23 protein-coding genes are annotated in these 24,046 nt (G+C 47.1%); 5 read left to right on the top strand and 18 right to left on the bottom strand.

The features are described from left to right. Positions 1-7: 7 nt before the first annotated feature. The 14 genes from JSY36_RS06110 to JSY36_RS06045 form a co-directional block, all read right to left on the bottom strand. A complete protein-coding gene (locus JSY36_RS06110; protein ID WP_205165685.1) occupies positions 8-1,489 on the bottom strand; it encodes an aldehyde dehydrogenase in 1,482 nt (493 codons plus the stop codon). 74 nt (positions 1,490-1,563) lie between these two features. Then, positions 1,564-2,025, bottom strand: a complete 462-nt coding sequence (locus JSY36_RS06105) for a RidA family protein (RefSeq protein WP_205165684.1) — start codon at positions 2,023-2,025, stop codon at positions 1,564-1,566. Further along, the gene (locus tag JSY36_RS06100) at positions 2,018-3,034 is read right to left on the bottom strand and encodes an amidohydrolase family protein (RefSeq protein ID WP_205165683.1); all 1,017 of its coding nucleotides are present in this window, start codon (positions 3,032-3,034) and stop codon (positions 2,018-2,020) included. Before JSY36_RS06100 ends, JSY36_RS06105 begins: the two co-directional genes overlap by 8 nt. Further along, positions 3,019-3,558 (bottom strand): 3-hydroxyanthranilate 3,4-dioxygenase, encoded by a 540-nt coding sequence (locus tag JSY36_RS06095; RefSeq protein WP_205165682.1) that lies wholly within the window; start codon positions 3,556-3,558, stop codon positions 3,019-3,021. The genes JSY36_RS06100 and JSY36_RS06095 overlap by 16 nt, the downstream gene beginning before the upstream one ends. Before the next feature lie 73 nt (positions 3,559-3,631). Beyond that, positions 3,632-4,381, bottom strand: a complete 750-nt coding sequence (locus JSY36_RS06090) for an IclR family transcriptional regulator (protein WP_122901141.1) — start codon at positions 4,379-4,381, stop codon at positions 3,632-3,634. Positions 4,382-4,403: 22 nt separating this feature from the next. Further along, complete coding sequence (locus tag JSY36_RS06085) at positions 4,404-5,888, bottom strand: 4-hydroxyphenylacetate 3-hydroxylase family protein (protein WP_205165681.1); 1,485 nt, start codon at positions 5,886-5,888, stop codon at positions 4,404-4,406. A gap of 14 nt (positions 5,889-5,902) precedes the next feature. Continuing rightward, positions 5,903-6,382 carry a flavin reductase family protein gene (locus JSY36_RS06080; protein WP_205165680.1) on the bottom strand — a complete coding sequence of 160 codons (480 nt, stop codon included), beginning with the start codon at positions 6,380-6,382 and terminating at the stop codon, positions 5,903-5,905. A 703-nt stretch (positions 6,383-7,085) separates the two neighbouring features. Next, a complete protein-coding gene (locus JSY36_RS06075) occupies positions 7,086-7,880 on the bottom strand; it encodes a VLRF1 family aeRF1-type release factor (protein ID WP_205165679.1) in 795 nt (264 codons plus the stop codon). A gap of 643 nt (positions 7,881-8,523) precedes the next feature. Further along, positions 8,524-9,855, bottom strand: coding sequence for a CitMHS family transporter (locus JSY36_RS06070; RefSeq protein ID WP_205165678.1), 1,332 nt, complete (start codon positions 9,853-9,855; stop codon positions 8,524-8,526). 138 nt (positions 9,856-9,993) lie between these two features. Then, a complete protein-coding gene (locus JSY36_RS06065) occupies positions 9,994-10,680 on the bottom strand; it encodes a response regulator (RefSeq protein ID WP_205165677.1) in 687 nt (228 codons plus the stop codon). Next, entirely contained in the window at positions 10,677-12,335 is a 1,659-nt protein-coding gene (locus tag JSY36_RS06060; protein ID WP_236784573.1) for an ATP-binding protein, read from the bottom strand. The genes JSY36_RS06065 and JSY36_RS06060 overlap by 4 nt, the downstream gene beginning before the upstream one ends. Before the next feature lie 923 nt (positions 12,336-13,258). Next, the gene (locus JSY36_RS06055; protein ID WP_205165676.1) at positions 13,259-13,720 is read right to left on the bottom strand and encodes a hypothetical protein; all 462 of its coding nucleotides are present in this window, start codon (positions 13,718-13,720) and stop codon (positions 13,259-13,261) included. 170 nt (positions 13,721-13,890) lie between these two features. Beyond that, complete coding sequence (locus JSY36_RS06050; RefSeq protein ID WP_205165675.1) at positions 13,891-14,862, bottom strand: MBL fold metallo-hydrolase; 972 nt, start codon at positions 14,860-14,862, stop codon at positions 13,891-13,893. A gap of 287 nt (positions 14,863-15,149) precedes the next feature. Continuing rightward, positions 15,150-15,608: a ferritin-like domain-containing protein gene (locus JSY36_RS06045; RefSeq protein WP_205165674.1), complete on the bottom strand. Its 459-nt coding sequence runs from the start codon at positions 15,606-15,608 to the stop codon at positions 15,150-15,152. A gap of 177 nt (positions 15,609-15,785) precedes the next feature. On the opposite strand from JSY36_RS06045, the gene JSY36_RS06040 reads away from it, so the two are divergent. Next, positions 15,786-15,926 carry an FbpB family small basic protein gene (locus tag JSY36_RS06040; RefSeq protein WP_122901118.1) on the top strand — a complete coding sequence of 47 codons (141 nt, stop codon included), beginning with the start codon at positions 15,786-15,788 and terminating at the stop codon, positions 15,924-15,926. Between the two features lie 34 nt (positions 15,927-15,960). Here JSY36_RS06040 and JSY36_RS06035 read toward each other — a convergent pair whose 3' ends face one another. After that, entirely contained in the window at positions 15,961-16,290 is a 330-nt protein-coding gene (locus JSY36_RS06035) for an SCP2 sterol-binding domain-containing protein (RefSeq protein WP_205165673.1), read from the bottom strand. An 87-nt stretch (positions 16,291-16,377) separates the two neighbouring features. After that, entirely contained in the window at positions 16,378-17,121 is a 744-nt protein-coding gene (locus JSY36_RS06030) for a lysophospholipid acyltransferase family protein (RefSeq protein WP_205165672.1), read from the bottom strand. Positions 17,122-17,267: 146 nt separating this feature from the next. Here JSY36_RS06030 and JSY36_RS06025 point away from each other — a divergent pair, with 146 nt between their 5' ends. Then, entirely contained in the window at positions 17,268-17,546 is a 279-nt protein-coding gene (locus JSY36_RS06025) for an acylphosphatase (protein WP_205165671.1), read from the top strand. Positions 17,547-17,637: 91 nt separating this feature from the next. Here JSY36_RS06025 and JSY36_RS06020 read toward each other — a convergent pair whose 3' ends face one another. Then, positions 17,638-18,957 (bottom strand): lysine N(6)-hydroxylase/L-ornithine N(5)-oxygenase family protein, encoded by a 1,320-nt coding sequence (locus JSY36_RS06020; protein WP_205165670.1) that lies wholly within the window; start codon positions 18,955-18,957, stop codon positions 17,638-17,640. 161 nt (positions 18,958-19,118) lie between these two features. On the opposite strand from JSY36_RS06020, the gene ade reads away from it, so the two are divergent. Continuing rightward, the gene (ade, locus tag JSY36_RS06015; RefSeq protein ID WP_205165669.1) at positions 19,119-20,852 is read left to right on the top strand and encodes an adenine deaminase; all 1,734 of its coding nucleotides are present in this window, start codon (positions 19,119-19,121) and stop codon (positions 20,850-20,852) included. Positions 20,853-21,132: 280 nt separating this feature from the next. Here the strand turns inward: ade and JSY36_RS06010 are convergent, their stop codons facing one another. Continuing rightward, positions 21,133-21,534, bottom strand: coding sequence for a hypothetical protein (locus JSY36_RS06010; RefSeq protein WP_205165668.1), 402 nt, complete (start codon positions 21,532-21,534; stop codon positions 21,133-21,135). 341 nt (positions 21,535-21,875) lie between these two features. Between JSY36_RS06010 and JSY36_RS06005 the strand changes: the two genes are divergently transcribed. Together JSY36_RS06005 and JSY36_RS06000 are read left to right on the top strand one after the other, a co-directional pair. Next, positions 21,876-22,439, top strand: coding sequence for a tyrosine-type recombinase/integrase (locus JSY36_RS06005; RefSeq protein ID WP_122901104.1), 564 nt, complete (start codon positions 21,876-21,878; stop codon positions 22,437-22,439). A 21-nt stretch (positions 22,440-22,460) separates the two neighbouring features. After that, positions 22,461-23,948, top strand: coding sequence for a potassium/proton antiporter (locus JSY36_RS06000; RefSeq protein WP_205165667.1), 1,488 nt, complete (start codon positions 22,461-22,463; stop codon positions 23,946-23,948). The last annotated feature ends 98 nt before the right edge of the window (positions 23,949-24,046 follow it).

Raw genomic sequence — 24,046 nt, 5'->3', positions numbered from 1 at the left:
CATCTCTTTATAACTTAATCGTGACATTGGACAGTTCACTGTAAAAATCAAAGCTGTGCGCACCGCCCTCGCGACCTACACCGCTCTCTTTCATACCTCCAAACGGCGTACGGAGATCCCGCAGGTACCACGTGTTCACCCAAATGATCCCTGCTTCAATCCGGTGTGCCACACGGTGGGCACGTCTGAGATCATTGGTCCAGATGGAAGTACCAAGGCCGTACTTCGTGTCATTGGCGTAACCGATCACTTCTTCTTCTGTGTCAAAAGGCATGACTGTCACAACCGGACCAAAAATCTCTTCCTGCACACAACGGGCCGACTGGCCGAGACCGGTAATAATTGTTGGTCGGACAAAACAGCCTTTGTCCAAAGAATCGGGACGGTTTGTTCCACCTGTTACGACCGTGCCCCCTTCTTCTTTGGCCAGATCGATGTAACGAAGAACGTGTTCGTAATGCTCCCGGCTCACAAGGGACCCCACATTCATTTTTTCATCAAACGGATCACCGACTTTCAGCTCCTTAGTCCGTGCCGTAAACTTTTCCATGAATTCGTCATAGACGGTGCTTTCTACATAGATCCGTGACCCCGCGAGGCATACCTGCCCCTGATTGAGAAAGCTTGATTTAAGCGTAGTCTCGATCACTTCATCCAGATCAGAGTCTGCGAAGATGATGTTTGGATTTTTTCCCCCAAGCTCAAAGGAGACCTTTTTTAATGACGGCGCTGCCGACTGCATAATCGCCGTTCCTGTTTTTGTATCTCCTGTAAAGGTAACGGCATCCACTTCCGGATGCTTTGTAATGGCCTCTCCCGCTGAATCGGCACCGAAACCGTGGACAAGGTTTACAACACCGTCCGGAACCCCTGCATCTTTGCAGATTTCAGCAAGTACCGTTGCTGTCATCGGTGTCCACTCCGACGGCTTCATCACTGCTGTACTCCCGGCAGCAAGGCAAGGAGCCAGTTTCCACGTGAGAAGGAGCAGAGGCAGATTCCACGGATTGATCATTCCTACAACACCGACAGGACGCCTGATCGCGTAGTGAAGCGCTTTTTCATCCTGCTGGTAGGCTTCAGTCCCCATGGAAGTGAGGTAGTCTGCGAAAAAGTAAAAGTTATGTGCTGCCCTTGTAATATCCATCTCGAGAGCAAGAGCATAGGGCTTTCCTGTATCCGTGGCTTCCAGGAAGGCCAGTTCTTCTTTTCGTTTTAAAATCTCGTCTCCGATTCTTCTGAGAATGGAGGAACGCTCAAAGGAGGACAGGGACTTCCATGGACCTGTTAAGGCCCGTTTGGCTGCCTGAACAGCTCTGTCTACTTCCTGTTCTCCGCCAATGGCAATGGTCCCGATTACATCTTCAGTGGCAGGATTGATGTTATTGACCTTTTTTTCTGAATCGATGAAAGCGCCATCGATAAAATGCCGGCAATCGACAGGCTTATATTTTTTTAACGCTTCGTGCTCCATCACTTTTGATTGCATACCGGTTCGTCCTTTCAATCTGGTTTGATGCAGCCCGATTTGTGCCGCTCTGTGAAGACTGGCACAACAGGACTCTACTCCTCAACTTCAACAACGAGCTCAATTTCAATTGCGGTGTTGTTCGGGAGCTGGGCCATGCCCACGGCTGATCTTGCATGTTTCCCTTTTTCTCCGAAAACCTCAACGAGTAAGTCAGACGCTCCGTTCATGACTTTGGGCTGATCCGTAAACATCTCCGTGCTGTTTACAAAACCAAGGAGTTTAACGACCCGCTTCACCTTACTCAGTTCGCCCACCTCGTGTTTGATCACACTGAGGAGGTTAAGCATGGACTGTCTTGAAGCAAGGTATCCTTCTTCCACATCCAGGTCACGGCCGAGTTTTCCGTGGTATTCATCGACTCCCTGTCCTGATGTATATATCAGGTTTCCTGTTCTCACATAGCCAACATAGTTACCGGCAGGTTTCCGCACAGGCTTGAGCTTCAGTCCGAGATTTTCAATTTTCTCTTCCGGTGTGAGGGTCTGATTAACCATTTTCGGTCTGCCTCTCTTTCACTTTAAGGAGACTTGCCGCTGTTTCTCCCATAAGTTTCGCCCGGTCTTCATGAGACAGGCTCTTCATCTGGCTGATCGTTTTACCCGGCGGTGATTCTTTTAAAAGGAACGGATAGTCAGACCCCATGACAAGCTTGTCTACGCCGAACTTTTCAATCAGGTATTCCGTGTTCTGCTCATCGTACGTTAGGGCATCAAAATAAAAGTTCTTCACGTAATGACTCGGCGGATGCTCGGTGACTCTCAGATCCGGCCAGACATTCCACCCCTGATCGAGCCGCGGCAGGATGTATGGAAAAGATCCTGCTCCGTGGGCAAACCACACTTTCAGATCGGGGAATTTCTCAATCACACCGCCCCAGATAAGGCTGGCAGCAGCAAGGGCAGTCTCACTCGGCATTCCGACGGTGTACATAAAGTTATGGCGCGGAGTACGGTCTTTGGCCAGCGTTTCCCACGGGTGGATAAACACCAGAACGTCCCATTCCTCAGCTTTTTGGAAAAAGGGCAGCAGTTCAGGAGAATCGAGGTTCTCACCGTTCACATTGGTTCCGATTTCGATGCCGGAAAGGCCCAGCTCATGAACACAGCGGTCCATCTCTTTAATCGCTGCCTCCACATCCTGCATTGGAACAGTACCAAGTCCGATAAACCGGTCCGGACGTTCCTTTACCATCCCCGCAATAAAGTCATTTTGAAGCTGAATCATTTCAAGGGCCTGTTCAAGAGGCGCCCAGTATGAAAAGGTCACAGGAATCGGTGACACGACCTGCATGTCGATCCCTTCTTGGTCCATGTCTTCTACGATTTTTCCTGGTGACCAGACCTGATCTGTTACTTTTCTGAACAGCTTTCCCGCCACCATAATGTCTGCTTCCGTTTCACTCGTTTTAACGACCACCGGCCAGCGCTCCTGTCCGTATTTAGCCTGAAAGTCCGGCATGTCAGGAGGCATGACGTGGGTATGGGCATCTATTCGCATTTCCACACTTCCACTTCTTCCGCCATTACATGTCCGCAGTTATCACACGTACGAAGCTCCTTGCTTCCGTTAAATTCTTCGATTGCCCCTTTTACCTGGGTTTCAATGTTGGTGAGCTGAACGGTCGCTTTATGCATAAGGTGATCACAGTTATCGCAAAACCATACGAAGTCCTCCAATTCACCTTCGCCCCGCTTTCTTTCAAGGACGATACCGTACGTATCAGCCACACGGTGCGGAGAGTGAGGGACGTTTGCCGGCAGCATAAAGACTTCCCCTTCTTTTACCGTAATCACTTCACGCTCCCCTTTGTCATTGATGCACTCCACGTAGCAGTCTCCTTTCATCTGATAGAAAAATTCATCAGAGGGATCCACATGGAAATCCCGGCGGCGGTTCGGACCGCCAAGAAGCATGGCAATGAATTCAGAGTCTTCCCAGAGAACTTTGTTGTTCACCGGCGGCTTGAGTAAATGCTTGTTTTCCTCGACCATCTGCATTAAATTAAACGCTCTCGATTTTAAATCCATTTTTCATTCCTCCTGGTATTTTGGCGGGGAGGATAAAGGGCCTCCTCCGCATTTTTAAAATTTGTAAACGCTTTCAAATCGAATTAATGTAACCTAGCTCTTTTGAAATGGACTGTGCTGTTCCCTTCACGCTTTGAATAATCTCGTTTCTGTGCCGTCCTTCCATATAGCTGACCGGACCGACCATGTTCAGCGCTGCGACCGTCTGTCCCGTGTAGGACTGGATCGGGGCTGCAATGCCGTACAGGCCGAGCTCGTTTTCGTTATTGCTGATTGAATAGCCCTGCTTTCGGATTTCTTTTAATTCCTGTCTGAACTTTTTCACACACGTAATCGTATTGGCAGCTCTCTGGGTCAGTCCCTTTGATATCGTTGGCTGGATGTACGAAGGATTGAAGGATAACAGTATTTTCCCGGTACTCGTACAGTACGCCGGCTTTTTTGCCCCTACATATGTAGGTACCGCTACAGATCCCTTGGCCGCTACTTTCAGGACAAACCGGACTTCCCCCGCATCAAACATGCCGATGTGAACAGTCCCGTTATACTTGTTTATCAGTCCTTCCACAAGAGGAATCGCCTCGTTGTAAATGTCCTGCTGATACATCACATGATTACTCCATTCAAGGAGCTTCCACCCAAGGCGGTATTTCTTTTTGTTGTCCTGGATGAGCAGTCCTTCTGCACAAAGGGTTTTCACCAGGTGATGCACCGTACTCACATTCATTTCGAGCATTTCTGCAATTTCCTGATTACCAAGTACAGGTTTTTCGTTTGTGAAACAATCAAGAATCCTCGTAATCTTCTGTACCGACGATATCATGCACTACACCCCTTAAAGCCCCTTATTTTGCTTTGGTCACCTGTTTTTTTAACGGCGGTGATGCGGCTAATGCCTGCTCCACTGACGTAAACTGCTTGTTTCTCTTGTACTGGTTATAGAAGATCGCCCGCTTACGGATCGGGTCTCCCGTGTAGTAACGCTCATATTGAAGAAGACGCTGTCCGAACGCTTCACCGCATAAATCCCATGCCAGCTTAAAGAGATGAACTCTTTCTTCTGCCGATACTCCTTCTCGTCCGGCGTAGTATTTATCCAGGTGGCTTCTCAGCTCCTGATTCTCAAAGTCAGCCGCTGTCGGAGACATGAGAAGGCCCCCCGCACCAATAATCTGCATGACCTCGATCGCTCTCGGATACATTTTCGGAAGCATCCCCCGGATCGTTTCGAGAGGTGCGGCCGCCGGTCTTACTTCCCCTGTGGGCATCGTCTCGTATTCCTGCTCGGCAACACGCAACAGGGCACGGATCGTCTCCACGTTTTGAACGAGTTCCCCAAGATCGGTCTGAACGTTTAAGTATTGATCGACCCCGATTGAATCAGCGAGCTTGCAGGCAACCTCGGTAGCAAACTCGAGCTTTACATAGCCCCGCACACCGGACTGGTGGGCAGGCTGCTGATTGATTCCTGTTTTCGAGTAAAGGAGGTTCGCTGCTTCTACATTGTTATACATAAACACCCGGTTCCAAGGCACCAGAACATCTTCAAACGCAAGCACCGCATCCATTTCTTCAAAGCGGGATGCAAGTGGATGGTCAAATACTGATCGCGTCCCGTCCTGCATCTGCTCCCGGCAGAGAAGCTTAAGTCCCGGCGTGTCAACCGGCACAGCAAAAGCAAGGGCATAGCGCTCATCCCCCGGCTGGAATCCAGGGAAAGAATAAATGATCACTTCATCTGTAATCGGAGCAAGCGTGGCAAGCATTTTTGCCCCCCGTACGATGAGCCCGTCAGGCTTCTCCTCCACCACACCGAGGTGGGTAAACAAATCTTCCTGTTCATAGGACGCTTTGCTCCGGTCATTTTGCGGGTTGATGATCGCATGGGTTAAAAATAAATCGTTCTTTTTGATGTAGTTGTAGTACTCGATAAGGTTTTTGGCCCAGTCAGGATTATACTTGTCCAGAAACCATGGATTCCCGGCCATGTTGGTAACAACCGTGTTTAAAAAGTCCGGTGTCCTCCCCATAAGACCAAATGTGGCTCTCGCATGAACTTCAAAGGCTTCACTCCGGGCTTTAATGTCTTCTGCTGTTCTCGGCAGTAAAAAGGAGTTATTCGCCCGCTCTCCGGTTTCGCTGCAGATGTGGGTAATTCTGTCCTGAAACTCAGGATCGTGCTGGAGATCATAAAGCTTTGCAATTTCCTTAATCGGCTGCCTGAACACATCGTGATTCACCACATCCGTGACTTTCTCTCCCCCAAGCCAGATCTCCGGCTGGCGGGATTTTAAGGCATTGATATACTCATTCCCCGTTCTGATTCCCATTGCCCTACCTCCGTTTATTGGTTTACTTTCTCTTCTTCACTTTTATCTTTCAGGAACTGCCCTTTATAAAACATCAGGGGCGTTCCTTCATCGTAGGTATAGTCCGTTACTTCTCCGATGTAGAGAATGTGATCTCCGCCTTCATACCCCTGCCATGGACGGCATTCAAATGTAGCAAGCGCTCCTTTAATTTTCGGGCCGTGGTCCGTTTCTTCCCAGTCAATCGTCAGGCCTTCCTGAGGACGGCCGGCAAACTGCCATGCTATACTTTCCTGATCCCCTGCTAAAATGTTGACGGTAAAAGGATGATCCTCCAGCATGCTGCACGCTTTTGCTCTTTTGTCGATTGAAACAAGGAGCAAAGGCGGATCGAGTGAGACAGAGGTAAATGAATTCACCGTAATTCCGTGAAACTGGTCTTCTTTTTTCCAGGTTACGACGGTTACACCCGTGGCAAAATGGCCGAAGCAGTTTCTTAATTCACGAACATCCAACTGCACACACCTCCATAAAATGGTTTGCTGGTCCTGCAGTGACTTTTGACCTGGCTGAGGTCCTATGTATCATCAGCAACCAGCGATTTAACCATAGTATAGATAATTTAATATTCTAAAAAGTTAAACTATTTCACATTCTGAAATCCAGAGAAAAAATTTCAGGCTTTTTATTTATTTAAGGGTTTTATGTATTCTTCTGTTCTTTTTTGTAATTTTCGGAATCATCTTACATTTTACAGTCCGCGTATGAAATGGGCAATAGACCTATAGAATGAAGTGACTTTTTTCACTCAATAAAAATAGAGGCTGGAACAAAACCCAGCTAAAAAGAATGGCCCTCACCGCTGGTGAGAGCCATTTCTTTTTATTTGATGTTTACATGAGTGTTGATTGATCAAAAATACACTCGCTTGCCGCGGGCAAGGCTTCAGCTAATCGGGGAAAGATCGCCCCGATGGATCTTCAGCTCTTGCTTTCCCGCAGGCGTCTCGTGATTTTTGATCAATCAACTGATTTACCTTCAAAATTGAAATTGTGCACACAAAAGAGATACCTTCTGATAAAGTTGAGTGACCACAACACAACAGAATCGAAGGTATCCTTATGTTTAAAAATTATAACATCATTAATCATTTTTACTTATTTAGAGACTGTTCTGTCCCAGACTCTTTTTATGGGCCGGAATCGTCTGTGCCAGGGCTTATTTAAACACCTGTGCCAGCACCTGGGACGGCCGGGCGTTGCTTAAGTTTTTGTTTACAGACTTGCCGACTTTCACACGGAGCTGGGACTCCATCGTTCTTGTCATTTCGGTTTCACCCACAAGGTAGACGGAATTCCACTTACGGTCCCGGTTCATCTGCTCAATGTTGGTGGCCATATCTTTATAAAAGCGGTTCAGGTTTTCTTCGAATCTCTGCTGAAATTTATCCACGTGGCTTGCGCCGGACTGAATCGCGTTCGTTGCACCCATTCCGTCTTTAAATGACCAGTTTTCTGTTTCCGGATCAAACGTGTACGTTCTTGTGTCGGTCACTTCCCCGAGTGCAGTATCGAGTATGGTAACTTCGTCCATATTCGTTAGAACAATTCCGCTCTTAGGATATTGTTTCGCCAACGCTTCGAGCTGGTCCACAACCGGCACGTTTTCCCAGTGAAAGCTTGTTTCTACGGGCAGCTGCAGGTAATGAACCGACCAGAGATCTCCTTCTTCCGAGCCGAAAATCACGACACTTTTCTGCAGGTTCGTCTGGTTTCCTGTAATTTCTTTTTCCACTTTTGTTTTAATCTTGCGGTAATTTTTCAGCTGTTTCTCGTTACCGCTCGAATCTAAGTATTCATCAAGCTTCTTCAGACCGTTTTTCAGGCGGATCTTCCACTCGCCCTTTTGCTGATCCTGATTCGCTCGGTCTGTGTTTAGATAAACGGTCAGGACACATTTTCCCTCAGGACAGTGAAATTCTTTCAGTGACTCAAGTTCTTTTGATAATGCCATGAATGAACCTCCTTATTAAGCTTGTAGTAGGTCTGTTTCCGTTACAAGCTCCGCTCAAACTTCCTTTTCGTCTCACTATATGTACGCCCGTTCACATAGGGATATGCCAGTTGTTTTCCGGATAATGGGTGGCTTTTCATACTGAGGAGTGCCGGTGCAGGGGATTGACGACTTATGAGACTTGATTAACGGCTTTCTGCTGCTGATTAACGGGTTAGCCCTCATACTTCAGGAAAGACACTAAATAGCTGAAAACATATGCTGGAGCCGGAATTTCCTTAGCTTTCCGCGGAGGTGCCGTCGAGCCTCCACTTCTGCAAGAGTCTTCGAACATTCCGGCTACCTCAACTTTCATTCACAAAATAAGTAGTTTAATAAAGAAAAGTCCATTAAAAATCATTGTTGTTTTAAAAACTCGTTGATTGCAGCGAATGCGCGGCCCTCCTGCGGGAGCAACGAGCGGTTACACCACGAATAAGCTGCGAGTTGTTTCGACGCACATATCTGCGTAGCGTTACTGGAAGAGGAAGAAGCAGATATAAACCTCCCGGAGGCTCACCGGCGCCCCCGCAGAAAGGGAGCGCATTGAGTGCCTTTCAAAAAGAAAACCCCCTTCCAAAATGGAAGAGAGCTCTCCTGCAATTTAAATAACCCCGATTAAAAACGCCACAATAAGAAGCACAATACTGAATCCCCATACCCAGAAAAAGGAGTAGCGGATATGTTTGCCCATCTCCAGTCCCGCAAGACCGAGGGCAAGCCACAACGCCGGAGAGAAAGGACTGACGAACGTACCGATGATGTTTCCGATAATCATCGTGTACGCGGCCGTTATCGAATCAACACCATGTGAAGTCACAATCTGCTCGACCACCGGCAGCAGGGCAAAGTAATAGGCATCCGTACTGAGCACGAGATCAAACGGTACGCCGAACACACCCATGATAACGTGCAGATAAGGCACGACAAACGCCGGTAAAATCATAACTAGATCTGTCGCCAGTGAATCAAGCATCCCTGTTCCATTCATGATTCCGAGGAACGAACCGGCAGCAAGAATGATCGCCGCCATCATTAACGCATTCGGTGCGTGAGTTTTGATCCGTTCCATCTGATCGTCTACTTTTGGGTAGTTGATCGGAAGGGCAATACTCAGCCCGAGCATGAATACCAGTCCTGATGGAAGGATGTCCCAAACAAGCACAGTGATTACTGCTAAAGAAATGAGTAAATTCAGCCAAAGCAGTTTCGGCCGGGCAAGGGCCGGATCCCTTTCCACCACTGATGGATCCGCAGTTTCACTGGTTGCAGCAACCTCTGCCTCAGCATCAGCCTTGGCCACTTCATCATCTGACATCCTGGAAATCCGACGCTTTTCCCGAATCCCCAGGAATGCGGCTAAAACAATCAGCAGCAGCATAGCCGAAATCTGCACCGGAATCAGCGGACGCCAAAGCGCAGACGGATCCACACCGAGAACGGCACCGGCTCTGCCGATCGGCCCCGCCCAGGGAACAAGGTTCATAATACTGGCACTCAAACCGACCAATAGTAAAAGTAAATAAGGGCTCATCCGTAATTTCAAATAAAGCGGCAGCAGTGCCGGAATGGTAATGAGGAAGGTTGACGCTCCCGACCCGTCCAGGTGGGCAACGGCACCGACAATGACAGTCCCCACAGCAACGGCAACGACACTTCCCTTTGTAAGGGCAATCATTTTGTTGATTAACGGGTCAAACAGCCCCGTGTCCTGCATAATGCCGAAGAATAAAATCGCAAAAATAAACATGATCACAACACTGATAACCGAATCGATACCTTCGTTAAAGAAACCTCCAATGTCTACGATGTTAAAGCCGGCAAGCAAGGCCCCGCCCACAGGAACAAGGACAAGTCCCATAATCGGGGTAATTCTCCCGCTTATGAGCAGTACAACAATGGTGATAATGGTTAAAAAACCGATAATACTGAGCATTCTTCATCCCTCTTTTCATACTTGATCAGGAAGCGCTTTCAAAACCGCGGCTCTTCCTTCGTCTGTTAAGGCTAAGAGTACTACGAACGAAAAGAGGAGTGAAGATTACTCACATAAGTTCTATTTTGTTCATTTTGTTCACCGGGATGTCACATAACGCCGTTCCGGCCGTCCCACATCACCGTACTTGAGCTTCGCTTCCACTTCATTCACTGAAACCAGGTATTCAAGATACCTCCTTGCTGTTGAACGGCTCGCCCCGATCTGTTTTCCGACATTCACAGCAGTAATCCCGTCTTTTTCTTTCATCAGAAGCTTTTTAACCTGCTCGAGGGTAATCGCGTCAATCCCTTTCGGCAGATCTGTCTCATCAGACAGACTCCCTTTCCTGCCCCCCTGCAAAAGATCGTCAATTTCCCCTTGATCGAGTTCCTGTTTCATCACAAGCGTCTGCCGCTGGGCTTTATACCGCTCCAGGGTCTGGGCCAGCCGCTCCAGGTCAACCGGCTTCACAATGTAGTCAAAGATCCCGCCCTTAAGCGCTTCTTCAAAGGTAACCACTTCCTTTGCAGCCGTAACCATGACCAGGTCAACGGCCGGATACTCCCTTCTGATTTCCCAAAACAGGCTCAGACCGTCCGCATCCGGAATATACACATCGAGCAGAATAAGATCCGGCGCCGGATTCTTTTCCAGAAAATTACGTGTCTCCTTAGCCGTCCTGGCCGACCCCGCAACAGTAAAGCCGTCTACTTTATTTACAAACTGCTTCGTAATGTCAGCCACACGAAAATCATCTTCTACTATTAAAACAGCAAGAGTCATGATCGTCCCTCCTCTTTTTTCGGAATCGTAATCACAAAGCACGTTCCCTCTTCCCCGGTCGTTTCCGTACTCATCGTTCCCCCGACATTTTCAAGCACCCGTTTGGATAAAGCAAGCCCGAATCCTCTATGCTCACCGTCCTTTGTTGAAAATCCCTGCTCATAGATCCGCTCCACAAGCTCTTCAGGAATGCCGCCCCCCTGGTCTTCGATTTCAAACAGCACCTCATCCCCTATATCCGTGAAAAATACCGAAACAGTGCGTTCGTCTTTCGGCAGATGCTTCACCGCATCGATGGCGTTATCCACCACGTTGCCAAGAGCAGTAACAAGAGCATGCCGCTCTCCCTTCGAAAGCACCGACGTAAGCGTACTCTCCGGGTCAATGATCAGCCTGACCCCTCTTTCATGAGCCTCGTTGAGCTTTCCGAGAAGAATCGCACTTACCATCGGATCCGCCACCTGGTCAATAAGCTGATGGATCCACTTCTGCTGGCTCACCGTCTCTTTTTTTATAAAATCAATAGCCTCCTGCTTCTGACCGAGCTGCAAAAGCCCCGAAATCGTATACAGCTTGTTTGAAAATTCATGCGTCTGTGCCCGGAGCCCCTCCGCATACTCCCTCACTTTGGTCAGCTCCCTCGTCAGCCGCTCAATCTCCGTTTTGTTCCGGAACGTGGAAACCGCCCCCGCCAGATGCCCGTCATCATAAAGAGGAACCCGGTTCACAACAACAATATGCTCACCAAACTCCATCTCCTCATCGAACTGACTCTCCCCACTCTGAAGCACTTCAGGAAGCTTCGAGTTCGGCAGGAGGTCATGAACAGGCTGACCAATATAGCGCTCCAAAGGCTCATTTTCCACATTCAGCAGCCGCTGCGCCGCCTTATTCAACAGCGTAATATTCCCTCCATTGTTAACCGCAATAATGCCTTCGTGAGCTGACTGAAGAATCGTTTCCTTTTGAAGCAGAAGATACGAAATTTCCTCAGGCTCAAGACCGAACAACACCTTCTTAATGTAAATCGAGATGAGGATTGCGCCACCAAGACCCAGAGCCATAATAAGTGCAAGGGCTGAGACGAGCTCGTCCCGGTAATTGTCCACCACTCCCCGGACATCCTCCACAAGGAAGCCGACCGACACCACACCGATAATCTCGCCGCTTTCGCTGAAGAGCGGCGTCTTCCCCCGAATCGACGGCCCGAGAGACCCTTCCGCCTGGGAGATGTACGATAATCCTTCAATTAAAGCATCATCGCTGTCTTCTCCAACCATCCGCTCTCCAATCTGATCAGGGTTGGGGTGAGAGTAGCGGATCTCATTGATGTCCCCCACTACGATAAATTCAGCCCCCGTTGACTGCCGGATCGGTTCCACGAGGTTTTGTACGGTCCTGTCACCGGGATCGCCCTGGGCAACGGCATCTCTTACCTCAGCGATTTCAGCCACACTTTTCGCTACCCCGAGTGCCCGCTCCCCCATCTCCTGCTCAAGGGAGTCCGACAGAAGAAAGTAAAAGAACACACCGATAATGGCAAGCATCCCCACAGTAAGAAGCCCGATCAGAAGCGTCATCCGAAGCTTCAGGCTGATTCTCGCCGGAGACCGGCTTATGTATTTTTTCATCTGGGTCCGATCAAATTCCGCCATGTTGATTCTCCTTCTCCGTTCATCTTTCGTCATTATACTATAGTCAGTAAATTCGAAATAGAGCGGGAAGTCTGAGGGTAGTGTGGCAGGCTGTTATTTGGGGTTTGTGTTAAGAATTGTGGTGTGATTGTTAATAATTGACCGATCTTTATAAGCATTCAGCCGCGAAAGTTAAGAGTTAAGCATCTGTCCCCATATTAATGGTAAACAGGAGATTTCTCGTGCAAAATGAGAGCAGATACTGATTTGCGCTCATTGCACTTTCCACGGGGGCGCCGGTGAGCCCCCTGGAATTTTTATACCTGCTTCTTCCTCTACCAGTAACGCTTCGCAGATATGTGCGTCGAAGCAACTCGCAGCATATTTGTGGTGTAACTGCTCGCTGCTCCCGCGGGAGTGTCGCACATTCGCTACAATCACTACTCTCTTATAAAAAATATTGAAATTAACGGTTATTAATTGTGACGTTTTTTTTTGTGACAATAGAAGTTAATTTTTGTGATTGACTCTTCAGAGACATCCACACAGCCTCCTATCCTATATAAGAAAAAAAGCCCCCTAAAAAGGGAGCTCTGTCTGTTACCGCTCTGGTGCGTGATAGTTGTTTCGTCCGTTGGCACTGCTGCTTGTCTTGTTGTTTCCGTGCGGACGGTGCTTGTTGTTGTTCTTCACATTATGATTCTGTTTGTTTTTACTCACTCGTAACGCCTCCCATAATCATAATCCAAGCGGTAACAAAAAAAGGGAATCACATCGTGAGAGTGCGATTCCCCTTCTTTTCCTGCATTCTATCCACTTCCCGTCAACAACCAACGCTTTTCATTTGCAGCCGCAAAAGAGATACGAATGATCTAAAGAAGCTTCATCTTCAGAAAACAGGGCCGGAATGAGAACCGCTGAGTTCCCCTTCCGTACTTATATCTTTAGCTTTTGAGCTCGTCCGTATCCACATCAGAAGGAGGTAATTGTTTCCGTTCACCTTCAGCTGCCTCCTCAAGCTGGATCATCTCTTCGGGTCCTTCGCTTCCCCGGAGTCTGGAGGAAAGCTCTTCAAATTCTTCTTTCGCTTCCTGGATCGTACCCAAAATGTCAAAGGTATGTTCCTTTAGCTGCTGGGACGTTTCCACAATCGTCTGAATGTCGTCGGACGCTTCCTCTACGATGCTTGCCACACGGTCCGCAGACACTCTGATGTGCTCCACAAACGATTCCCGGTTTTCTTTAATAAATTCCACCCACTCGCCTGTCGTCCGCGAAATGGTCTCAAACGTTGTTGTCACTTTTGTCCGTGCATTTCTATTCGTGGCAAAAAAGATGAGTCCTGCTGCCAAACCCGTTGCAACTCCGCCATAAAGCCAGCTTTTGTTCGTTTTTTTCTGTTCCATGGTTTAAGCCTCCTCGTCTTCTATAAAGGCACTGAAAAAGTTCGGTCTTTTACTTTTTCCAGCGGCCTCTTCTACACTGTTTCTTCTATACATTTTAACAAGAAAACGAGGTCGCAAACAAATTTTCGCTATTTTTACGCAATTTTTTTACGTTGAATTTGAGTGAACATTCAGTCGACTTTGCGATACCGGTAAACACTGTTTTCATTTACCGCCTTCACTTCGTTCATTTCCTCGAGGAGATCAAGATGACCGAGGGTCTCTGATAACGTCAGACCCGGCTGCTTTGTATACATCTGTGGATAAAGCCGTTTGCAAAGCTCAAAGGACGTGAGTGTCTCTTCACCAAGAAGATTTTTAATCGCTTTCGCTTTCTCGATTTGCTTTTGAAGGCGTTCTTCGATCAGGGCTTTCGGATCTTCCACCGGCTTACCGTGACCTGAGAACGCACGCTTAACATGAAGACATTTTTTCAGGGAATCACGGTATTGAAGCAGCGTCTTCGGCCGCTCAGTCTCCCCTTTGTAAGGAGCCTCAATGATGGCATTGGACGAGATGTGGGCAATTAAATGATCTCCGGAAATGAGAACACCGTCACGCTCACGGTAAAGTGAGATCTGCGACTGTGCATGCCCCGGTGTCTCAATTACGGACCATCCAGGAAGACCTTCAATCCGGTCGCCTTCAGACAATGTTACATCTATGCCTATTCTGCTTGTGTACTTTAAATAATAGGCGTTTGATTTTTCTATAAGAGCGACAATGTTTTCGTCTACACCATGGGCTGTGTATAACTCCCGGAAGAAGTCATTCTTCTGCTCAAAAAAATGCTGATCTCCTTCAAGCCACGGCTTTGTTTTTTCATGAGACGCAATCGTGGCGTGGTCAAACTCTTCTACAAGACCAATATGGTCGGGATGGTGGTGGGTTAAAATAACGAGCTCAATGTCTGAAAATCGATAATCAAGCTCCAGGAGCTCTGCCTCGAGTACCCGCTTCGCTTCTTCTGTTTTCACTCCTGTGTCGACTAGTGTCAATCTTTCTCCCTCAATAATATAGACGTTTACCGGCCCTACCAGAAAAGGAGTAGGGATGGTAATGCCATAAACAGAGGGGGCAACTTCTTTCGTTTTTACCAACATGGCGCCTCCTTAAAATGAATGACCATTCAGTTTTATTATCTTTATTTTATCCAATTTTAAGCCATTTGTCAGCTAAACCGGCTTTATTTTTTATCAACAGGATTTATCCACAGATGTGAATAAGTTTTCGTCTGTTCTTTTATACCAAGGCGTGAACATGTGGATAGATTCTGTGGATAACAAGGGATCTCCCTGTGGATTTTGTTGATAACTATTTTCCGTCATGAAATATCAGCTATGGAAATGTGTATAACATTGTGGATCACCGAAAAAAGCGCGAAATGTTATTATAAGCAACATTTCCTGATAAGTAAATAATTAATCATTTGCATGTGAGTCTGCTCTTCGGCCAGAAAAGGATAGAGGATACTCTGGTATTGAAGAGGACTGTGGATGTACAAATGAACATACAGTTTCATCATCTTTCCTTTTCGCTGCAGAACTTCACCGAGACCGGCCTCGTAGCTTTCGGGAATGCTTCCTGACGGGGTCTGAACGTTGGAACGCTGCCCGCTTATATCTGTATAGATTTTTGCCAGGGTATCGTAATGGTTTCGTTCATCCTGACGCATGTCATAGAGAATCTGCTCCGCTCCGGGATCCTTTGTCTGCCCGATGAGGTAGTCAATCATCAGCTCATCAAAACTCTCCCACCCCATGATCTGCCGGATGAGCCGAAGAACCATCTGATAGTTATGCTGCTGTCCGAAAGCCTCCGACTGAGGCGGGTATCCGCTGTCATACATCCTAAAACCTCCACATAAAACAGAGTCTTCTGTATGTATATGAGGACAGCCGGGGGAATATTTTTCAACAATGTTCGCAAAATTGTAACATCTTTTTCATATACTTTTTCCCTTTAACCTAGTAAACTGAATTTATCAGAAAGTTTAGAACAAATAATCAAAAGGATGTGAACAAATATGCGCAAGCGTTTCCATAAAACATTTGAAGAACTTGTAAACGAAAATAGAGCCCAACTTTTAAATGATCCAGAAGCGATTCACCAGATTGAAAAGAAAGTTGAAGACAAGCACGCGTTAGAAAAACAGGACTCAAAATAAAAAAAAGGAGCGGCACAGGGCCCGCTCCTTTTTTTTATGCGTATTCACTCAGCAGTGTCTGAAGTTTCATGGCTTTGCCCAAGTCTCCCCGCACTTTCAGCTTTCCGCTCATATAAGCCATCGTCGGATTGAGGTTCCCTTCCGAGAGCTTGAGGAAATCTTTATCTTTCATGATCAAGGTAATGTCCTCGTCCTCTGTATCCCCCTGTGTATAACGGGCAGACTGATCTTTAATGTGAAGCTGATAAGTCCCTGCTTCGTCCCCGCTCAGCTCAAACTTATAAAGAACGCTCATCGTTCCAAGGTGCTCCGGATTTGCGTTCATTTTCTCCGTTAATGTGTCAAACTTCTCTTTTACTGCCATTAAAAATCCCCCTAAGTAAAAATGAATAGTCATTCACTTTACTAAATACGACACGATTCAGGGGATTCCTTTTATTTTCATAAAAAACTATACGGTTTCTTTTACCGGCTGAACGTCAAGGTTTCTCTCGATCTCTTCCTGTACGATGCCGGCAAGGGTAATGCCGTCAATATCCTTGTTCTGCTGGTGAATGCGGACCGGCTCTCCGATTGTGACTTTCACATCCGCCGGCTTCATCAGGTTGTTGTTCGCTTCCATTATTTTAAATGAGCCGTTAATGGTAACCGGCAGAATCGCGGCTCCTGATTTGGTGGCAAGCTTAAAGCTTCCCTGTTTAAACTGGCTTACAGGCCCCCCCTTGCTTCTCGTTCCTTCCGGGAATACGACAAGGTTGTGACCATCCTTGAGCTGTTTTGCTCCCTGAAGGATCGCTTTTACGGACTGGCGGCGATTTTTCCGGTCCATAAACACGCAGTTCATTTCTTCCATCCATGATGCAATGATCGGCAGCTTTTTCACTTCCACTTTGGAAATAAAGCCGATTTTTAAATCGAGGTAGCCAAGAATAATCGGGATATCGAAGTTCCCCTGATGGTTGGAGACGATCAGCACCGGTTCGTCTTTCGGGATTCTCTCTATCCCCTCGACTTTCACCCGTGCTCCGGTTAATTTTACAAGTCTTTTCGCCCACTTATTGGACTGCTGTTTGACGATCTGGTCTGCCTGCTCGTCATTTCCGTTTTTGCGGAGCTTTTTCACTTTCCGCAATGCGGGAATGGTGGTAGGAAGATACAGCCAGAAATACGTAAACCATACGATTGTTCGAATCATGTTCTTTCTCCTCATTTTTTCCATTCTTTTATCCAGCCCTATTATAACAGAGGCTGCCGGGATCGTGGTGAAAATACGAGATTTGTGTGTGACTGAAAAAAAGCACGGGTAATACACTACTAATGGCTTTATTGGAGGTGCTTAAGTTGAAACGCATACACGGAATTGTAAGCGGACGAGTGCAGGGAGTCGGGTTTCGTTACTTCACCATGCATGAAGCGGTAAACGCTGATGTAAAAGGGTGGGTAAGAAACCGCTCTGACGGTACAGTGGAGTTTGAAGCAGAAGGAACAGAATCAAACCTGAAAGCATTTACGGAAGAAATAAAGAAAGGGCCAAAGCGCTCCCAGGTGGAAAACGTCGTAACTTACGACATTGAACCGAAGAAAAATGAAACGAAATTCCGGAAGAGAAAGACGAAATAATAAAGAGACACCTGAGGTGGCATTTTACCTCAGGTGTCTTTGCAATGAGCGGAGCTATTGCCAACTGCTTTTGGACTTTTAAGTCAGCCTCTTATTCTTTATCCGTCCCAAACCGCTGGAAGACGGTTTCCTCTGATTCCTCGTAAACGCTTCGGCCGGCAATTTTATTAATGATCGTCACATTCCGGTGGACGGCGAGGCCTAGATTCGTGGCTCCTGCACCGTGAGAATGTTCGATGTTTGTGACTGTGAACATGTTGTGGGGACGTTCGTCTTTAAAGGCGAGGCGGTAGTCCCGGTGCACTTTAAAACGTTTATCGTCTTCCCAGACGATCTCCTCTTTCATTTTTTCGAGCCACTCCGGCATGTTCGGCTTGTACCCGGTAGCGAGTACGATCTTGTCTGCTTCAACGTGAAAATCCTTTTCCTCCATCCACTGATGGCAGGTCACATCGTAACGTCCCTCATCTGTTTTATCAATCGTTTTCACATCACTTGCAGAGCGGATCGTCACCGGCGCAGTGCCCGGATGAATGGATTTATGGTAAAGAAGATCGTAAATTTCGTGAAGGGTCTTCTCCTCCACGCCGTTTCGGAGGTGATAGAGGTTCGGGAGCTCTTCTTCTCTTTTTTCAAAACTCAGTCTGTGAAAGTAATTCACATAATCCGGGGAGAACACTTCCTGCCCTACTTTGCCCGATTCAAGCTGAAAAAAGCCCGGAGACCTCGTAATCCAGTGAAGATGATAGCCGGCACTGTCTTGACGCTGGAGAAGGTCAAGGAACACTTCGGCTGCACTCTGGCCGGACCCGACGATAAGAATGTCATCGGAGTCTTTCATTATCCCGTCTTTATGACACATATACTGGCTTGTGTGAACCACGTCTTCCACCGGAAAGGCATCAAATCCTTCAGGTACGAGAGGGATGCTCCCGGTTCCCATTACCACATTTTTAGCATAGTACCGCTCTGTAACCTTTGCTTCACGGTCTTCAACGACCACTTCGTAAAACGGCTCTCCTTCTTCTCCCCGGTTAATCACATCGGTGACCCGCTTCCCAAAATGACAATAGTCAAGCTGCCCGGCCACCCACTGGGCATAGTGATTATATTCCGATCGTGGGATGTCGAAACGGTTAAAGAAAAAAAACTTCTGTATACGGTTGTGCTTGTGCAGGTAATTTAAAAACGAATAAGGACTCGTCGGATCCGCGAAGGTGACCAGATCTGCAATAAACGGAACCTGAAGATCAGCTCCTTCAATGAGCATTCCCGGGTGCCAGTTAAATTCAGCTGATTCGTCAAAAAAGATGGCACTCACATCGTCAACACGATCCAAAAGGGCTGCCATCCCCAGGTTAAACGGTCCGATTCCGATCCCAATTACGTCGTATGAAGCTGGATTTGTCATAGTAACGCCTACTTCCTCTCATCTGGTTCTATTAGTTTTTTCGACAAATATTATTCTCATTCCCATTACCCTCTTTTTTCCCATTTAAAGCTTTTGTTGACGCCTCTGTGCGCAGCGGATAAACTAAGTAAAATTACAGCAGAACAAGAGAGGGGACTCCCATGCTTGAAAACCAGATTAAAACAGCCCAGAAGCAGGAGCTGTGTGACCTTGTGATAAAGAACGCCACGATTGTGGACGTGTTTAATAAAACGCTGATAAAAGACCAGGATGTTGCAATCCAAAACGGAATGATTGTTGGGACCGGCCTATCTTTTAAAGGACGTGACGAGTATGACGCCAAAGGGAAAATCATGGTGCCGGGTCTGATTGACGCTCATGTACATATTGAATCATCCATGATGACACCGCGGCACTTTTCCGATACCCTCATTCCAAGAGGCGTAACGACGGCGATTACTGATCCTCATGAAATCGCCAATGTCTCCGGGGAACGAGGGATCCGTTTTATGCTGGAGGAAGCGGAAAAAGCAGACACAGATCTTTACACGATGCTGCCCTCTTCTGTGCCGAGTACGCCATTTGAGACTGCAGGCGCAAAACTCACAGCAACGGATCTTGCTCCCTTTATGGATCACCCGAAAGTCCTCGGCCTCGCTGAAGTCATGGACTCATCGGCCGTGACTTCAGGAGATGAAGACATGCTGGCAAAACTGGCTCTTGCAAAGAACGCCGGGAAAAACATTGACGGACATGGGGCAGGCCTCGGTGTTGATGCTCTGAACGTCTATCGCACTGCGGGTATTGAAACAGATCACGAATGTGTCACAGCCGAGGAGGCCATCGAACGGGTACGCAGGGGGTTTTATGTGATGCTCCGGGAAGGCTCGGTTGCCAAAGACGTAAAGAACCTTCTCCCTGCAGTCAATGAGGCTAACAGCCACCGTTTCATGTTCTGCACGGATGATAAGCATCCGGACGACCTTCTCACAGAAGGAAGCATTGACCACAATATCAGAATCGCCATAGAAGAAGGCGTTCATCCGGTTACAGCGGTACAGATGGCAACGATCAATCCCGCTGTATGCTTCGGACTCAAAACCAAAGGAGCGGTGGCTCCGGGATTTGAAGCCACGTTTGTTCTCACAGAGAGCCTTGAGGAATTTCATGCTGACGAGGTGTATATAAAGGGCGTTAAAAAAGCGGAAAAAGGTAAGCTCACGAGGGACACTGACTATACAGTGGACCTGCCTGAAGAATTGAAGGAGACCGTTCACCTGCCAGCGCTTACAGAAGAAAGCTTTGCGATTTCAATGAACGGGTGTAACAGAGCAAACATCATTGAAGTGCAGGCAAACTCTCTTGTTACCAGACACGCCGTGGAACATGTAAACGTAAACGAGGACGGCACGTTTGCTCCTGATACAGCAGCAGATCAGCTCATCCTTGCCGTTGTGGAGCGTCACGGGAAAACAAGGAATATCGGCCTTGGGATTGTGAAAGGTCTCGGTCTGAAAAACGGTGCCATTGCGACTACCATCGCCCACGACTCCCATAACATCATTACCGTAGGAACATCGGGTAGAGATATCCTTCAGGCAGTCCGGAAGATTGAAAAAGATCAGGGGGGCTTAACGGTGGTAAGCAGCGGTCGGGCTGTGTCCTGTCCTCTTCCATGCGGCGGGCTGATGGGACTGGTGCCGGTAAAAGCTGCTGCAAAGAAGCTGGATGAGCTTCACGAAGCTTTGCACAAGACCGGATGTGAAAATACCTTTAATCCATTTCTGACTTTATCGTTTCTCGCTCTTCCCGTAATCCCATCGCTTAAGTTAACAGACATGGGACTGTTTGATGTAAAAGAGATGAAGCATGTAAGTGTTCCGGTGGAAAAATAGGAACTCGAAGAGGCTGGGACAAAAGTGTTTTAGTTGAACGAGAATCTGAACGAATAACAGAGGCGCTGATAAACCGCTACTGAAATATACTTCGCTTTCCGCGGGAAGCTGGTGAGCCTCCTTGTGCTATCGCACTGCGGGGTCTCACCTTTGCTTTTCATCCCGCAGGAGTCTGCGTATATTTCATCCGCTATGTCAGTACATGGTTCGGATTCTCAGCTAAATACATTCTTTATGTCCCAGCCTCTTCTATTTTGTATTTTAACCGTTTACTTTTTGATCAGTACCCATACATCATCCTGTCCACCTTGAGGACCGCTTCATGAACGACAAAAAACAAGCCTGCGCTGATAAGTCCCCCGACTGTAGCAATGTTTATAATTCCGTGGGAAAAAACGCTCTCGTCAAAAATGCGGTACGGAAAAATAAAAGCCAGCCCGAATATGAGATGAATAAGAAAAGAAAGGAGCCTCATGTTCTTCCATCCTGCTTTTTTACTTAAGTAATCCGCTAAAAATGACGCGGGGATACCATAGATAAAGACAGCAGGAGTGAGAAACAGACCGTATAAAAGGACATTCACAACATATCGGTCCACAGTAAACACCGGAAGAATAACAGGCATAAGCAATGAAAGAATGATGATTGAAATGAGAGCGGTTGTGACCTTTGGAAATCTCACGATAATCGACCTGCCTTCTCTGGAAACCCTGTTCTATATATTTATGTTCAACACCTGCCGGCCTCTTTCCTTTTTATCTTTCTGTCCCTGAGAATAGAGATCCGGAATGCGCGTTGGGACATGCCGGGAATAAGTTAAAGTGTATTATTTACAGTGAATACGTGCCAATCCTGCGGGAAGAGCAAACCTCCCGTGGATTGGGATCGCGATGAGCGTAAATCAACACCTGAGCTTAACAGGAAATCATTTCGTTTTCTACTCTGAATTTAACAAGCCTAATCATTTTTAATGTTACATAATGCTATGCTATCATTAGGTTAAGTAACTTGGAGGTCAATATTATGGAATATGTTGAACCAATTAAAGACATCAGTAAAATTAATGAGATTAAGGAAATATTAAAAAAGCAGTCTCCGAGGGATTATGCCCTGTTTACTCTCGGCATCAATACCGGGCTGCGCATTTCAGAGATTCTCTCCATTAAATTATCTGATATATCCGATTCTTCCGGCAGTATTAACGAGTTTTTCAGCTATACAGAAAACGAAAAAGCATACTGCCACTTCTATTTGAATAAGCAGGTGCACGAGGCACTTCATCTTTATTTATCCAGCAGGGATCTTAAACCCGGGGATTACTTATTCAAATCTGCAAAAGGAGACTTTCCCCTCTCCCGCCAGCAGGCCTACAGAATTATCCACCAGGCAGCCAGGGAAGCCGGGATTACCAATAAGATCGGCACCCACACGCTCCGGAAAACCTTCGGCTATCACGCTTACCAAAAAGGAGTTGCCATTTCGCTCCTTCAAAAAATACTGAATCACACTTCCAAGAAGAAAACCTATGAATACCTGGGAATCGATCCTGAACAACAGGCACCCTTAAAAATAGACGTGAATTTGTAGAAAGGCGGTCATGAATACAGGATGATACAAGACATCATCAATACCGATTATTTCATACTTATATTAGCCCTCTTTTTCATTATCGGGGTTGTAACGACAAAGTTTTCCTCCCGTTTTGGGGTTCCTGCTCTTATTTTATTTATTGTCCTTGGCATGGTTGCCGGAAGTGACGGGCTCGGCCTTATTTATTTCGACAATGCTTCCTACGCACAGGTAATCGGAATCTTCGCACTCGTGGTTATTTTGTTTGAAGGGGGACTCTCAACCAAGTGGTCAACAATAAAACCCGTAGCGGTCCCTTCTCTCCTTCTTGCCACTGTCGGAGTACTGGTGACCAGTTTTACTGTCGCTGTGGTTGCAACGTTCCTTCTTGGTGTTACCTGGCTTGAAGGACTGCTGTTCGGTGCCATTGTCGGTTCTACAGATGCAGCAGCCGTTTTCGCCGCATTAAAAGGGCAAAACATTAAAGCACGGCTTGGAGCCACACTGGAAGCGGAATCGGGCACAAACGATCCGATGGCCATGTTTCTGACGCTCGCTCTTATTCAGTTAATTACAATTGAAGAAACAAACATTTTGCATACGATAGGCACGTTTTTTCTCCAGATGGGGCTTGGCCTTATCTTCGGTCTGGCACTCGGCTGGATTGCGTCGTGGGTCATTAACCGGATCAACCTCGATTCAGGGGGGCTGTATCCGATTATTGCCATGGGATTTGCTCTCATGACCTACAGTGTTACAGCAAGCCTTGGGGGAAGCGGACTTCTGGCTGTGTATGTGGCTGCCCTTTATATCGGGAATTCAGAATTGACATACCGCCATACGATCTTCCGTTTTAACGAAGGATTTGCCTGGATGATGCAGCTTCTCATGTTCGTCATTCTCGGATTACTCGTATTTCCCGCGCAGCTCTTTACATTTGAAGTCATCCTTCACGGGTTAATCTTGTCGTTTGTCTTAATCTTAATCGCCAGACCACTGGCTGTTCTTTTGTCTACGATCGGGTTTAAGTACTCCTGGAAAGAGAAAACCCTCATTTCCTGGGCCGGACTTCGTGGGGCTGTTCCGATTGTACTGGCCACATTTCCGATGATTGCCGGCCTTGAGAATGCACAGCTGTTTTTCAATGTCGTCTTTTTCGTTGTTTTAACATCAGCCTTAATCCAAGGCTCAACCATTTCTCCTTTTGCCAATAAGCTTGGTCTTACAGGACCGAAAAAAGTCACACCTCTGCACTCCCTTGAGCTCGTGTCCATCGGTCAGGCAAATGCTGAGATGGTCGAGTATGTAGTTAATGAAGAGACAGCCATTATTGGGAAGAATCTGGCTGAGATCGAATTTCCTCCGGATGTACTGATCAATGCCATCATTCGTGACGGCGAGCTCGTGACACCATATGGGGAAACGATCATTGAACAAAATGACATCCTCTATATTCTCGTTTCAAGAAAAAGCAAGAAGCAGCTCACCATCCTTTTAGGAGAACGTGAGAGTGTTCCGGAAAAATAAATGATGGTAATGAAGTCACAACAGGAACTCGTAAGTTTCAACCGCTCCTCTTTCGTGAATAAAGAAAACGTAAAGCAGTACAGAAAGGATGATAGATA

Source organism: Alteribacter salitolerans (assembly GCF_016901055.1).
GTDB lineage: Bacteria > Bacillota > Bacilli > Bacillales > Salisediminibacteriaceae > Alteribacter > Alteribacter keqinensis.
This window is presented reverse-complemented; position numbering and strand designations above follow the sequence as displayed.